The sequence below is a fragment of the Pseudarthrobacter phenanthrenivorans genome, assembly GCF_000813845.1.
Taxonomy (GTDB): Bacteria; Actinomycetota; Actinomycetes; order Actinomycetales; family Micrococcaceae; genus Arthrobacter; species Arthrobacter phenanthrenivorans_B.
On sequence record NZ_JWTB01000006.1, the window covers coordinates 1 to 12,739 of the forward strand.

Sequence of the window (12,739 nt, forward strand, 5' to 3'; positions counted from 1 at the left end):
ACCACCATCAATAACGTGGTCAGGAAGGGGAGTATTAGTCATGGGGGTGTCCTTACAGACGGGGGATGTTGGGGACTTCTACTTGCTGAGGTTGGCTAGGCGTTCGGGGCTAAGGAGTTCCTGGAGCTGGGCATCGGTGAGGAGTCCGTGCTCGAGGACGAGTTCGGCCACGCCCTTGCCGGTGGCAAGTGCTTCCTGCGCGATGGCAGTTGCGGTGGCGTAGCCGAGGTGGGGATTCAAGGCGGTGACCAGCCCGATGGACTGTTCCACGGTCCGGCGAAGGTGGTCGGTGTTGGCGGTGATTCCACGGATGCAGCGCGACGTAAGGGTGCGGCAGGCTGCCTCGAGGTGGGAGATGCTCTTGTGGAGGCTGTGGACGATGATGGGTTCGAAGGCGTTGAGCTGGAGTTGTCCGGCTTCGGCGGCCATGGTGATGGTGACGTCGTTGCCGATGACCTCGTACGCCACCTGGGAGACCACTTCCGGGATGACCGGGTTGATCTTGCCGGGCATGATGGAGGATCCGGACTGCACGGCGGGCAGGTTGATTTCGCCGAAGCCGGCACGCGGGCCTGAGGAGAGCAGGCGCAGGTCGTTGCAGATCTTGGACAGCTTGACGGCCACCCGCTTCAGCACGCCGGACAGGTGCACGAAGGCGCCCACGTCCTGGGTGGCCTCAATCAGGTCCACGGCGGTGACCAGGGGCAGCCCGGTGATCCCGGCAAGGTGCCGGCAGGCGGCCTCCGCGTAGCCGGCAGGAGCGTTCAAGCCGGTGCCAATGGCCGTGGCGCCGAGGTTGATCTCGTGGATCAGCAGCTCGGCCTCCGCCAGTCGCAGCCGGTCCTCGCCGATCGTGACGGCGTAGCTGCCGAACTCCTGGCCGAGGGTCATCGGCACGGCGTCCTGCAGCTGGGTGCGCCCCATTTTCACCACGGTGCGGAACTCCATGGCCTTGGCGGCGCAGGCATCCTCGAGTTCCTCGAGTGCTGCCAGCAGTTCCCGGGCGGCGAAGATGGTGCCCAGCTTGACGGCGGTGGGGTACACGTCGTTGGTGGACTGGCTGAGGTTGACGTGGTCGTTGGGGTGCAGCCGCGCGTAGTCGCCCTTGGGGTGGCCCAGGATTTCCAGGGCACGGTTGGCGATGACCTCATTGGCGTTCATGTTCGACGACGTCCCGGCACCGCCCTGGACGACGTCCACCACGAACTGGTCGGCAAGCCGGCCGGCCATGACATCCTGGCAGGCCTGCTCGATGGCATTGGCACGTTCGGGGTCCAGGAGGCCGAGTTCCCGGTTGGTCCGGGCGGCAGCCAGTTTCACGGCGGCCAGTCCGCGGACCAGGTGCATGTTGGAGGACAGCTTCTGGCCGGTGATGGGGAAATTCTCCACCGCGCGGAGCGTGTGTACGCCCCAGTAGGCGTCGGCGGGCACGTTCCGGTCGCCGAGCAGGTCATGTTCCGACCTGGTCGGCGCCGTGGGGGCGTCCGCGGTTGTGTCAATGATGGTCATGGGTGTCCTCACAGGGCTTCGTTGTCGGGCGTGGACTGGTTGGTGTTCAGGAAATCGGTGGCCAGGAGCTGGCCCACCGGGTGGCCGCCGCCAAGTACAGGGGCGGTGGCGATGCCGGCGAGCGGATCGGTGTCCACGCCCAGGGCAGCCAGCAGGTGGACGGTGGCGGGCATCCGGGCGCGGTCGCCGCCGTCGGAAATCTTGACGGCCACGGCGCTGCCGTCGGCCAGCCCCACCAGCTGGACGCCCTCAAAGCCGTCCTTGGCCACTGCGCCGGGCAGCAGGCGCATCAGGCCGGTGACGTCGCGGCCTTCCCCGGCCACCATGACCGGGTGCTGCTGCATGGCAAGCCCGACGGCGGCTTCCGGGCTGCCGTCGTCGAGCGCCGCAGCCCGGGCGATCCGGCCGAAACCGCGCGCCATACCGCGCAGGGTAAGGGCGAAAAGCGGGGTGCCGCAGCCATCGGTGCTCACGGCGGCCGGTTCCTCGCCGGTGAGCTCGCTGACGGTCTGGCGCACCAGCTGCTGCAGTGGGTGGGACGGTTCCAGGTATCCCTGCACGGGCCAGCCGTTAATAACGCAGGTGGCCGCCATGGCGGCATGCTTTCCGGAGCAGTTCTGGGTGATTTGGCTGGCGCTGCCCCCGTTGCGGAGCCAGTCCTCACGCTCGGCGGTGCCGTAGGGGAGGTCCGTGCTGTTTTCCAGGTCGGTGGGGGCAAGCCCCTGCAGTTCGAGGATCCGCAGGGCTCCGTCCCGGTGTTCGGCAGCACCGGAATGGCTCGCGGCGGCCAGGGCCAGGAGGTCGGCAGGCAGTTCGAGCCCGGCGCGGACCATGGCCACGGCCTGGAAGGGCTTGAGGGCAGAACGGGGATAGAAAGGTGCCATGGGATCACCCGCGGTTGCCGCCACCGAACCGACAGCCGAGAGGGCAACCGCGGAGCCGTAGTGGACGCTTTCCACCAGGCCGTCGCGGATGGCGGCCACCAGGGGCGTGTGCTGCGGCAGGGCCAGCTGGGCCGGGGCAGCGGTGTGGGCAGCAGAAGACACAGGGGATGGCATGGGGTCCTTGGAAGGGTTGGTTTGGATCTGGCTAGTTGTTGAGGATGGAGTCCAGGGCAGCGCCCACGGCTTCAAGGTGGTGGGCCATGGCGGCCCGGGCGTTCTCTGCGGAACCGGCCTCGATGGCGGCGAGGATCTGCTGGTGCTCCACATCGGATGCGTGCTGACGGTCTGCCACCATGTTCAACGTCTCGGACTGGTGGGCCAGCGCGTCCCTGATGTCAGCCACAACGCTTGCGAACACCTTGTTGCCGCTGGCGCGGGCGATCGTGGCGTGGAAGCTGGAGTCCAGGGCAACCCAGGATTCAGGATCAGTTTCCGTGGCCATGGCGGCGACTATCCCGCGGAGGATCTCCAGTTCCTCCGGTGTGCGCCGTTCGGCAGCCAGGCCGGCGGCGGGAACCTCGATGTGCGGGCGGGCTTCCGTGAGGTCGCGCGCCGAATAGTGCCCCAAGGTAAGGTCGTTGGCCACCTTGCTGGCAATAACGAATGTACCTTTGCCGGTCCTGGTGACCGTGAGCCCCAGGGCGGTGCAGGAACGGAGGGCTTCCCGGATGACCGAGCGGCTGACCCCGTACTGCTGGGACAGGGTGGCTTCCGAGCTGAGCTTGCTTCCCACAGGAATCGCGCCGGACTCGATGTCCTCACGGATGGCGTTGAACACCGCCTCGGCAGCGCTTAGCCGGGCGAGGGGACGGAATACAGGCTGTCCTGCTGTCCGGCTGTCTGACAGGTTCACGCTTTAAATATGGCACTGGTCACAGTTGCTGTCAAACCCTAATCGTCCTGGTGCCCGGCAGCGGCCCGTCTCCGCTGCTTCCGCCGGCGTCTGCGGAGGTGCCAGACCACCAGTCCTGCAAGCACCACCGCAGCGATTACGACGGCGAGATCCCGGCCCACAGCCTGGGAGACGGCCTCGTAGGAGTTGCCGGCAAGGAAGCCCAACAGGACGAAGCCGGTGCCCCACACCAGGCCGCCCGTCGCATTCCACACCAGGAAGCGGCCGTAGGGCATGCGCGAGGTGCCGGCCAGCGCAGGCATGACGGCGCGGAAGAAGGCTGTGAAGCGGCCCAGGAAAACAGCGGAACCGCCCTTGCGGCGCAGGAAGTCCTGGGCGTTCCCAAGCCGCTCCGAGTGCCGGCTCAGGGCCCTGGACTTAATGATGCGGGTGCCCAGGTGCTTTCCCACTTCGTAGCCAACGCTGTCCCCGATGATGGCGGCAGCCACCACCACGGCCATCATCACGCCGAGCTGCACTTCGCCCCGGCTGGCCACCACTCCGCCGAGGACGGCCGCCGTTTCCCCCGGAATCACAAAGCCGACGAACAGGGCATCCTCGGCGAAGACCAGGCAAAAGACGGCGATGTACGCCACGAGCGGGCTGACGTTCAGGAGGCCGTCAATGAAGCCCGTCATGGCGGCGGGTCAGCCTTGGGGAGCCGGAACCGGTCCCAGCTTTGCCAGGAACGGCACCTTGGCCAGGACTGACAGGCCAAACCTGTTCCACAGCCCGGTGAGGAAGGCAGCCCCCGTGGCTGCGGTGAGGAAGGAGGCCGTGACATCCGTTGGATAGTGCACGCCGAGGTAGACGCGCGAGAAAGCGACGGCCAGCGCCACGACGATTCCCAGGATGGCTGCCGGCCGCTGCCACCGTGTGCCGCGTGCCAGCAGGAAGATGGCGATGGCCAGTGCGGAGGCAAGGGCCACGTGCCCGCTGGGGAAGCTGTCGGTGCCCGGTTCGGGGATGAGCGGGTTGTACAGCGCCGTGGAGTCCGGCCGGTGCCTGGCCACAAGGACCTTGAACAGTTCACTGCTCACCCAGCCGCCGGCCGCCACGAGGCCGGTGGCCACGGCGTTCACGGGGCTGCGGCGCACCATCAGCAGGTAGAGGCACAGGGCGGCGATCATCAGCACACCGCCCGCGGGGCTGAACACCACGTTGATGACCATGGCCACGCCCGTCAGCGGGGCAGTGTGGTCGTGGCTCAGCTCGGCATCCACGGCCATGTCAGCCGACGTCAGTGGCGGGATGAACCTCAGGGCAAGGCCGGCGGCCACGATCAGGATGGCCGCGGTCACGGGAACCGCTATCCAGTGCCGGAGCTGGGGGAGCACCGCCATGCGCACAGCCGCGTCGTCCTCGGGAGATGCTGGTTTTGGGGAACGGTTGGTAGGGGGCGTCACGGTTCAGCCTGGTTCTCTCGCCGGTCAGGGTACCTACGAGTATGCGCCTGTGCCGCTGGAAGAAACCTGTGAATACGCCCCCTAGAGGTGCTGGATGCCCGCCCGCTGCATCGCATCCCGATAGGTTTCCACGCTCTTGGCGAGCAGTTCTTCCTGCTTGGCCTCAGAAACAGCAAAGGCCCTGCCGCCGAGGGCGGAGGCCTTGTAAATTTTGATGCCGGCGTTCTTCAGTGACGAGTGGTACGTCTTCTCGAACAAGGTCAGGAACGTGGATGCATCCGTACCGTGCGCGATGATGGCCGAGACCCGGGAGTTGATTTTGAGGAACTGCCGGAACGGGCGCAGGCCGTCGGTCTTTTCCTGCACACTCAGGGCTGAGGGGCTGCCGCTCTCGCGGATCCAGGGATACGCGTTCCAGGGCATGACGTAGCGGGGGTCCAGCTCAGCCAGTTCGTAGATCTGGGTGGCCCGCCGGGCGGCCTCGTCGTCGTTGTTGTGGGAGACGAATCCGGATTCGGTCCCCTTGCCCGGGCTGGCCTGGAGGCTGATGATCCTGCACTCATCCTCGTCGTGGATGGGGTCGATATAAGGGACAGTGGAACCGGGCTTCTTCTCCATCAGTTCATCGCACAGCTGGGTGACCTTTGCGATGTTCGGTTCCTGTAGCAGGGCCTTTTTTTCGTCCCAATCAATTGTCACGATTTCTCCCTTGGCAGCGAGGCGTCCAGAATCAGGCGTCCTATGTCACTCTACGCTTCCCACGGGAGGGCTGGGCATACCGAATTTTGCGGCAGCCGGCTTAGTGCCTGCCCCGGAGGTGCTGGTCGTGGAGCTGCTGGAGTTGTTCGTCCGTCAGTTCGTCGAATGCTCCGGCCTCGCGTTTATCGCTGTGCGAAAAGCGGACGAACATGAGGATGATCAGCGGCAGGTCCAGGACTTCGCAGATAAACCACAGCAGGTTTCCGGCGAACTGCTGGTCCTGGATGGCGTCCCTGAACCACCACTGGGGATTGGGGACAGACATCGCATGATCCAGCACCTGGCCGTTGAGGCTCAGCAAAATCCCTGGAACCGCGTCGATCAGCAGCTCGATGAACACAAACATGAATTCCAGGGTCAGGTACGCACTGGACCGTTGGAAGTCCGACTCTTCGATGATGGGCAGCGCCATCAGCATCCCCAGAAGCGGGACCCCGAGGGTCAGAAGGGCGCCGGCCACCGGGTCGGTGCGCAGCGTGTAGAACGCCGGCGTGAGGAAGGTGGAAAAGAGCGCCAGCCCCAGCAGCGGCGCACCGAAGGAGTTGCTGATGAACCGGACCGGCCGGCTGGCGAGGACGGCGTTCAAAGTTCGGATGCCCCTCGCGGGCAGTGCCGCCCGCGCAAGGGTGAGGGGCTTGCCCAGGCCTATGAGCAGCGGAACCACGAACAGCAGCAGGGAAACCTTGATGGTAAACGCCCACCGTTGCTGCGAGCCATAGACGCCTGTGAATCCGCAGGTCAGGACAACAAACGAGCCCATGCCCAGGACGTAAAAGGCCACGGCGCGCCACACTGGCCAACGCTGGCCGCCGAGGGCAGCTGACCGGATACCCCACCCGTACAGGACGCCGGTCACGGCGACAAAAGCGGTGGCGGCCCAGTCGAGTTGCCAGGAGGAAATCAGGATCTCAAGGGGTGGCACGCGCCAAGGTTAGCCGCCGTTTCTGGGAGCTGCATGATTGTGCGCCTCCCGCAAGCGGGGCCCCGGGGAGTGGTGGGGCGGTGGAGTGGTAGGTGTGGCCGGTTGGGGTGGTGGTGGCCACGGTGTGCCGTGGTCCGGGGACTGGTTTCGTGGTCCAGCCGGGTGTTTCTTTGGTGTGGTTGCAGGCCTCGCAGAGGCCTTGGCCGTTGGCGGTGGTGGTGGGTCCGCCGTTGTGCCAAGCGGTGATGTGGTCGTGGTGCCGGATCGGAGCGTCGCAGTACGGGGTCCGGCATGTGTCGTCACGGACCTGGAGGAAGCGTTTCAGGTTGGGCGGGAAGAGCCGGGCTGTGGAATCCATCGCCACCAGCTCCCCGGCGCCGGGGGCGGTGTAGAGGCGTCGGACCCAGAGGCTGAGTTCGTGGCTTTCTGCATGACTGAGGGCCAGGTTCCGGGCGGTTGCTGCCGGGATGGTGCCGTAGCCGGGGAGCCGTGCGGGTTCGGCGTCGGCCTGCAGGAGGGTGCGGTCGGTCAGGACGAGCTGGATCTCCACCCCGCTCACACCACCCGGGGTCCCGGTGACGCGTTCGACGAGGGTGTCCGCCATGACCTGCCCCCGGGACCGCTCGTCTCCACGGTTTCGGGCCGTGTCGGCATCACGGGACAACGCGGCGAAGGCGGCGACGCCCTGGGCGGCGGGCAGCAGCGCGGTCAGGTAGGTCATGGTGTCCGGGGCCGGGCGCAGGCTCACGGTCCGCTCCGTAACGGCCCGTGCGGCCCGTTTCGCGACGGAGACAGGATCCCGCCGGTACGCGGCGGCCCGGACCGCGGCGATGATGGCCTTGTCTCCCATCCCGTCCAGGGCCCCGGTGTCGGCGGCGAGTTCCTCATCCACCCCGGCCCGGTCCCCGGGCGACAGGCAGATGGTGTCCTTCACGATCAGGGTGGCACGCCACTCATTGACCAACCCGGCACGGAACGCGGCAAACGTATGCGGCATCCCGGTCAGGGCCTTAGCCAGGCCCAGCAGCCGGGACGCCCTGGCCGGTGACTCCCGCCGGGCCAACGCGATCTGCGCCGCGACGCCGGCTCCCTGCTCATCGGCCGGGACCCCAGCATCGGTCTGCTCCTGCCTCTGGGATAGATCGAAGGCGACGGAAATTCCGGCTTGCCGGGCACCGGCCACGCACTTCAGGTCCTCCAGGCCGCGGATCTGGTTGATCTTCCCGGCATCATCGCCGGCCATGGGAACACGAGCCAAAAGCTCAAGAACATCATCAATGGAAGGTGTGGCGGGCGGGTATGGCGTGGCACCAACAGCAGACAGTCCGGCATATCGCACCGCCCGTTGTACTCCTGCCGTCCTCAAAACCGCTTCCATGACCAAAGCCTCCCAGCAGGGTGTGACAATCCCGGCCACCCAAGGTCCCTATGTGGAAAACGCAACGCAGCAGCGGCCCGGGCCTTGGTGTTCAATGAATTATGCAGTTCACCAGGAAGGGCCTGAAGGCCGAAGGCTTCGCCGGCTTCCGACCCATCCGAAACCTCGAAACAATGCGGATCCCGCAGGGAACAGGGCTCTTTGTGGTGGTGGCTCCGGAGAATTTCCAGGCGCGCTTCCTCACCAAAAGCACCGCGGGGGTCTTCAAGAAGAAGGACCCGTCACTCCCGGCAACCGCACTGGCCGACGAGTGGGTGGACGCCGCCGATGTCCTCTACCTGGGGAAGGCCGGACCCGGAGGCAAGGGAAACCGCGGGCTGCGGCGCCAGATCCAGGAATTCGTCGATTTTGGGCAAGGCAAGCCGCCCGGCCACTGGGACGGGCGGCTTATCTGGCAGCTGGCTGAGGCCGGGTCACTGGCTGTTGCGTGGAAGGAACTTCCCGCTGCCCAGCTGAACAACGCGGAAGCCGGTTACCACGCTGCTTTCGTGGCGGAATTTGGCCGGTTGCCATTCGCGAACCTCAAGCAGGCGCGTACCAGGGCGGGCGCCTGAAACAGAGGCATAACTGCTCAGGCAGGACCCCGCAGCCGCTCCATCTCGCGGCGGTCTTTCTTGGTGGGCCGCCCGGCGCCCCGGTCGCGCTGCGGCAACCCTAGCGCGGGAAGGACGGGCCGTGGCGGAGTGTGGTCGGTGAAGCAGTGCGATGCGGCCTCGGCTCCCACGCGTTTGGCAATCAGCCGCCGCACCTCGAGGATGCGCTCGTACCCCGGCATCCGGACGGTTACGGTGTCGCCCGTAACCAGCGTTGCGGAGGCTTTGGACGGGCTGCCGTTCAGGCGGACATGCCCCGCACGGCACGCGGCGGTGGCTGCGGACCGGGTCTTGTAGGCCCGGATCGCCCACAGCCATGCATCGATGCGGACACTGGCGGGGGAGGAAGGAAGGCTGGTCATGATTGGCACCGAGTATAGCCCCGGTGCCTGCGCGTCACTCCACCGTCACCCGGACGCGCTGCACCACGTTGTTTCCCATGCCCTGGTAATTCCAGTTCTGCTCCAGGGGCTGCCTGGCCCCCGTGATGTCCGTGGCGCGGCAGGCGAGGACATGTTCTCCCGGGTCGGCCACCCAGGGCAGGGTCCACCGCCGCCACGCGAAGCCGCCAATTGGCTTGTCCAGGTGGGCGGACATCCAGGTGCCGTCGATGTCCACGTCGACGGCGGCCACCGCACCTTCGCCTGACCAGGCCCTGCCTTCCAGCATCACCGGGCCTGCCGGGAGGAAACGCTGCCGGGTGAAGAAGTCCGGCACACCTGGCGGAACCATCAACGAACGCACCCTGATCCGCGAAACCGGCCGGCCGGCGTCGTCCGCCGAGTCCTGGTAGCGGTAGGCCGTCTGCTGCTGGTAGCCGGTGAATGGCGCCTTGACCACGTCGATGGACTGCAGCCACTTCACGCTCGCCATCCCGTACCAGCCCGGGACCACCAGCCGGAGCGGGTAGCCGTGCTGCGGCGGCAGTTCGGCGCCGTTCATTGTGTAGGCGAGGACGACGTCGGGACGCAGCGCTTCGCGGATCGGCAGGCTCCGCGCGTAGTGCTGGGGGACGCCGCCCTGCACGCCGGAATCGGCACCGGTGAACACCACTTCCACCGCATCCGGAAGTACGCCCGCCCTGCCCAGGAGGTAGGCCAGCGGTACGCCGGTCCAGTGGGCAGTGCCCACCGCTTCCAGGATCCAAGGCTGGCTCAGGGGGCGGGGTTCCAGCAGTGACCGGCCATTGCCCGCACACTCGAGGGTCACGGGCACGGTGATCGCAGGGTCCCGGCGGAGGGCAGCCATGCTCAGCTCCAGGGCCCGTTCCACCGCCCCGCCGATCCGCAAGTGCCAGCCGGCGGCGTCGAGGTCCGGGATGTCGAAATGCGTCAGCACGTAGTGGAGCCCCGGCGGTGTGACGTCGCGGCGAAGCGCCTCCAGCGGCATCGCATGGTTGCGGGCCGCGAGCTGCAGCTCCTCGTGGGTGAGCGGACCGGACGTCGGCTGGGTTCCGGGCGATTCAGCAGGTGCCTGTTCCGCCGGCCGCTCCCCGGTGGACTGCTGGTTGCTGTGTTTCATGGCGCTGCGATTCTGCTTGGCTGGCTTTCGGGACGCCCCCGCCAACAGGTCTACGCCGGGCCCACCTGCCCCGTCAACGAAATTTATCCTGCTACAGCACCGGCCGGGTCAGGAACTCGGCAAGGCTGATGGGGTCCTGCCCGGTCAGTCCGTGGACGTCCGGCGAGAGCCCTGCCATTTCGCCCGCGGCCATCGCCGTGTAGGTGCTCACCCACGCGTCCAGCTGCCACTGGGGAGCGCCGTAGGAGGCCCGGGAGGCGTAGGCCTCCTCCACTGTTTCCGGCTGGTAGCTGATGGTCCGCCCGGTCCCGGCACTCAGGACCCCGGCCGCTTGTGCCATGGTCAGTTCCTCCGGCCCGGTCAGGTCATAGGTCATGCCCTTGTGGATGGCCGGGTCACGCAGCACTGCATGCGCGCAGCGGGCAACGTCCTCCCGCGCAACCCCGGAAAACACCCCGTCGCCGGCCGGGCCGCGGATCACGCCGTCGTCCCCGGCCAGCAGGGGCAGGAAGTCCAGGTAGAAGTTGTCGCGCAGGAAGGTGTAGGCCATCCCGGACGCCTTGATCCGTTCCTCCGTGGCGTAGTGGTCCCGGGCCAGCGTGAACATGGCGTCAGGGGCGGCGCCATAAAAGGATGTGTACACCACGTGCTCCACCCCGGCGTCGGCCGCGGCGTCCACGAACGCGTAGTGCTGCTGCAGCCGGTCCTCGGCTTCCGCGGCGGACACCATGAACAGGACCTTCGCCCCGTCGAGGGCCTGGCGCGACGCGGCGCCGTCGCCGTAGGAACACACCACCGGATGGGCGTCGTCCAGCTGCGGAGCCCGGGCCGGGTCGCGCACCAGCAGGCGCTGGGCGAAACCGGACGCGGCAAGCTGCCGCGCCAGCATTCCGCCCAGGCCGCCGGTGGATCCGGTGACCGCGAGGTCCGGCAATTCCGACGGGGCCGGCACCTACGCCTCCCGGGTGGCCGGTGACTTGGTCTGCGCAGGGTCCCGTTCGGCGAGGCTGCCGACGGCGTCGTCAATCTTCTTGAGGACCTCCGCCTCCAGCTTCACGCCCGCGGCGCCCACGCTGTCTGCGATCTGCTCGGGCCGGGAGGCCCCGACAATGGCGGACGCGATGTTGGGGTTCTGCAGCACCCAGGCCACAGCGAGCTGCGGCATGGTCAGGCCGGCGTCCTGCGCGATCGGCTTCAGGTCCTGCACGGCTGCCAGCACGTCATCCCGCATCCAGCGCTCGATCATCCTGGCACCCCCCTTTTCATCCGTGGCACGGCTGCCTTCCGGAGCGGGCTGGCCGGGCTGGTATTTCCCGCTCAGGACGCCCTGGGCCATGGGTGACCAGACGATCTGGGAGACGCCCAGCTCTTCCGACGCCGGAACCACCTCGGCTTCGATCACGCGCCACAGCATGGAGTACTGCGGCTGGTTGGAGATGAGTTGGAAGCCCAGTTCCCTGGACAACCTGTGCCCCTCGCGGAGCTGGTCCGCCGTCCACTCGCTCACGCCGATGTACAGCGCCTTGCCTTGCCGGACGATGTCGGCGAACGCCTGCATGGTTTCCTCCAGCGGCGTTTCGAAGTCGTAGCGGTGGGCCTGGTAGAGGTCCACGTAGTCCGTCTGCAGCCTGCGCAGCGAACCGTTGATCGATTCCATGATGTGCTTGCGGGAGAGGCCCAGATCGTTCTTGCCCTTGGGGCCGGTCGGGCCAAAGACCTTGGTGAAGATTTCCAGGGATTCGCGGCGCTCGCCCTTCAGCGCCTCGCCGAGGACGGTCTCCGCGGCGGTGTTGGCGTAGACGTCCGCGGTGTCGAAGGTGCTGATGCCGGCGTCGAGGGCGGCGCGCACGCATTGGGCGGCGACGTCGTTCTCCACCTGGGAGCCGTGCGTGAGCCAGTTGCCGAAGGTAATTTCCGAGACTTTGAAACCGCTGTTTCCGAGGTATCTGAATTCCATGGGTTTCACGCTAACCCAGATGGTTGCTCAGGGTAAGGGCTTAGCCGTTCTCCTGAGCCTTGTCCTTCAGTACCTGCCCGGGACCGGCCAGCGAAACCAGTGATCCCGTGTCCAGCGGTGGCACGGGATGGGGCGGCTGGGGCTTCTTGAAGGACCGCGGCAGCTCATGCGGCGGGCGGTGGTTGTGCAGGGCGGATTCCACCAGCGGGGCCACCTGGCCGACCTTGTCGGCAGGCACGGCCGGATCCGGAAGGTCCCGCACCGACAACTTGATGTCCGGAGCCGCCGCACGCGCCCTTGCTTGGGCGCGTTTGTCGGCTTCCGCAACAGCGGACGCCCAGTCCTCAGCCAGGACCGGGGGCTCGGGGCGGGCTGCGGCCAGTTTTGGATGGCGTACGACGGCGGAGCGCAGCGACTCCTTCAGCCGGTCCGGCCTGAGCGCGGCCGCCCGCTCCCGGAACGGTGTGCGGGCCGGGGCCGCCTCTGCGGATGGACCGGTAAAACGGGCCCGGTCCCGTTGCCCGGGAACGCGCCCGAAGAGGGCCATCAGGACGACGGCGGCCAGCCGGCCCAGGCCCACGAGGACCAGGGTGATGACGCCCAGCAGGAAGAGGACGCCGAACATCAGCAGGGCCACGCCCACGGTGCCAAGGAAGGTCAGGTTGAGGACGAGAGTGTCAGGGTGCTCCATCTTTCCTCTCCTCTCTGTCCCGCCTTCCGGGCCGGTGCACGTCACCGGATGCCGGCCGCAAGCTCCTTCTCCACCATACGGATTTTTGTCCCGCCGTGCCGCCGCGG

Annotated in this window: 14 protein-coding genes; 1 reads left to right on the top strand and 13 read right to left on the bottom strand. The window is 67.1% G+C overall.

All coding sequences use genetic code 11. The annotated features are described in order from the left end of the window. Positions 1–78: 78 nt before the first annotated feature. The 8 genes from RM50_RS02855 to RM50_RS02890 form a co-directional block, all read right to left on the bottom strand. On the bottom strand, positions 79–1,509 hold the full coding sequence (locus RM50_RS02855) for an aspartate ammonia-lyase (RefSeq protein WP_043449755.1): 1,431 nt from the start codon (positions 1,507–1,509) through the stop codon (positions 79–81). Positions 1,510–1,517: 8 nt separating this feature from the next. Continuing rightward, complete coding sequence (locus RM50_RS02860) at positions 1,518–2,567, bottom strand: asparaginase (RefSeq protein WP_043449756.1); 1,050 nt, start codon at positions 2,565–2,567, stop codon at positions 1,518–1,520. 31 nt (positions 2,568–2,598) lie between these two features. Then, positions 2,599–3,306 carry a FadR/GntR family transcriptional regulator gene (locus RM50_RS02865; protein ID WP_043449758.1) on the bottom strand — a complete coding sequence of 236 codons (708 nt, stop codon included), beginning with the start codon at positions 3,304–3,306 and terminating at the stop codon, positions 2,599–2,601. Between the two features lie 38 nt (positions 3,307–3,344). Next, complete coding sequence (locus RM50_RS02870; RefSeq protein WP_043449760.1) at positions 3,345–3,983, bottom strand: DedA family protein; 639 nt, start codon at positions 3,981–3,983, stop codon at positions 3,345–3,347. A 9-nt stretch (positions 3,984–3,992) separates the two neighbouring features. Beyond that, complete coding sequence (locus RM50_RS02875; protein WP_240471845.1) at positions 3,993–4,751, bottom strand: phosphatase PAP2 family protein; 759 nt, start codon at positions 4,749–4,751, stop codon at positions 3,993–3,995. Positions 4,752–4,832: 81 nt separating this feature from the next. Next, positions 4,833–5,450: a uracil-DNA glycosylase gene (locus RM50_RS02880; protein WP_043449763.1), complete on the bottom strand. Its 618-nt coding sequence runs from the start codon at positions 5,448–5,450 to the stop codon at positions 4,833–4,835. A gap of 100 nt (positions 5,451–5,550) precedes the next feature. Further along, on the bottom strand, positions 5,551–6,432 hold the full coding sequence (locus RM50_RS02885; RefSeq protein WP_052259927.1) for a cytochrome c oxidase assembly protein: 882 nt from the start codon (positions 6,430–6,432) through the stop codon (positions 5,551–5,553). Continuing rightward, complete coding sequence (locus RM50_RS02890) at positions 6,419–7,675, bottom strand: HNH endonuclease (RefSeq protein ID WP_240471847.1); 1,257 nt, start codon at positions 7,673–7,675, stop codon at positions 6,419–6,421. Before RM50_RS02890 ends, RM50_RS02885 begins: the two co-directional genes overlap by 14 nt. 236 nt (positions 7,676–7,911) lie before the next feature. On the opposite strand from RM50_RS02890, the gene RM50_RS02895 reads away from it, so the two are divergent. Further along, positions 7,912–8,424: a hypothetical protein gene (locus tag RM50_RS02895; protein ID WP_043449766.1), complete on the top strand. Its 513-nt coding sequence runs from the start codon at positions 7,912–7,914 to the stop codon at positions 8,422–8,424. Between the two features lie 17 nt (positions 8,425–8,441). Here the strand turns inward: RM50_RS02895 and RM50_RS02900 are convergent, their stop codons facing one another. The 5 genes from RM50_RS02900 to RM50_RS02920 form a co-directional block, all read right to left on the bottom strand. Further along, a complete protein-coding gene (locus RM50_RS02900) occupies positions 8,442–8,825 on the bottom strand; it encodes an RNA-binding S4 domain-containing protein (RefSeq protein ID WP_018771931.1) in 384 nt (127 codons plus the stop codon). 34 nt (positions 8,826–8,859) lie between these two features. Next, a complete protein-coding gene (locus RM50_RS02905; protein ID WP_043449768.1) occupies positions 8,860–9,984 on the bottom strand; it encodes a sulfite oxidase in 1,125 nt (374 codons plus the stop codon). Between the two features lie 91 nt (positions 9,985–10,075). Beyond that, positions 10,076–10,936 carry an SDR family oxidoreductase gene (locus RM50_RS02910; protein ID WP_043449769.1) on the bottom strand — a complete coding sequence of 287 codons (861 nt, stop codon included), beginning with the start codon at positions 10,934–10,936 and terminating at the stop codon, positions 10,076–10,078. After that, entirely contained in the window at positions 10,937–11,941 is a 1,005-nt protein-coding gene (locus RM50_RS02915) for an aldo/keto reductase family protein (RefSeq protein ID WP_043449771.1), read from the bottom strand. Positions 11,942–11,981: 40 nt separating this feature from the next. Next, positions 11,982–12,632, bottom strand: coding sequence for a hypothetical protein (locus tag RM50_RS02920; protein ID WP_043449774.1), 651 nt, complete (start codon positions 12,630–12,632; stop codon positions 11,982–11,984). Positions 12,633–12,739 lie beyond the last annotated feature (107 nt).

What these genes read in the sequence shown, in the direction of transcription:
- RM50_RS02855 (WP_043449755.1), bottom strand. Translation starts at nt 1,509, where the DNA reads ATGACCATCATTGACACAACCGCGGACGCCCCCACGGCGCCGACCAGG.
- RM50_RS02860 (WP_043449756.1), bottom strand. Translation starts at nt 2,567, where the DNA reads ATGCCATCCCCTGTGTCTTCTGCTGCCCACACCGCTGCCCCGGCCCAG.
- RM50_RS02870 (WP_043449760.1), bottom strand. Translation starts at nt 3,983, where the DNA reads ATGACGGGCTTCATTGACGGCCTCCTGAACGTCAGCCCGCTCGTGGCG.
- RM50_RS02890 (WP_240471847.1), bottom strand. Translation starts at nt 7,675, where the DNA reads ATGGCCGGCGATGATGCCGGGAAGATCAACCAGATCCGCGGCCTGGAG.
- RM50_RS02895 (WP_043449766.1), top strand. Translation starts at nt 7,912, where the DNA reads ATGCAGTTCACCAGGAAGGGCCTGAAGGCCGAAGGCTTCGCCGGCTTC.
- RM50_RS02900 (WP_018771931.1), bottom strand. Translation starts at nt 8,825, where the DNA reads ATGACCAGCCTTCCTTCCTCCCCCGCCAGTGTCCGCATCGATGCATGG.
- RM50_RS02905 (WP_043449768.1), bottom strand. Translation starts at nt 9,984, where the DNA reads ATGAAACACAGCAACCAGCAGTCCACCGGGGAGCGGCCGGCGGAACAG.
- RM50_RS02915 (WP_043449771.1), bottom strand. Translation starts at nt 11,941, where the DNA reads ATGGAATTCAGATACCTCGGAAACAGCGGTTTCAAAGTCTCGGAAATT.
- RM50_RS02920 (WP_043449774.1), bottom strand. Translation starts at nt 12,632, where the DNA reads ATGGAGCACCCTGACACTCTCGTCCTCAACCTGACCTTCCTTGGCACC.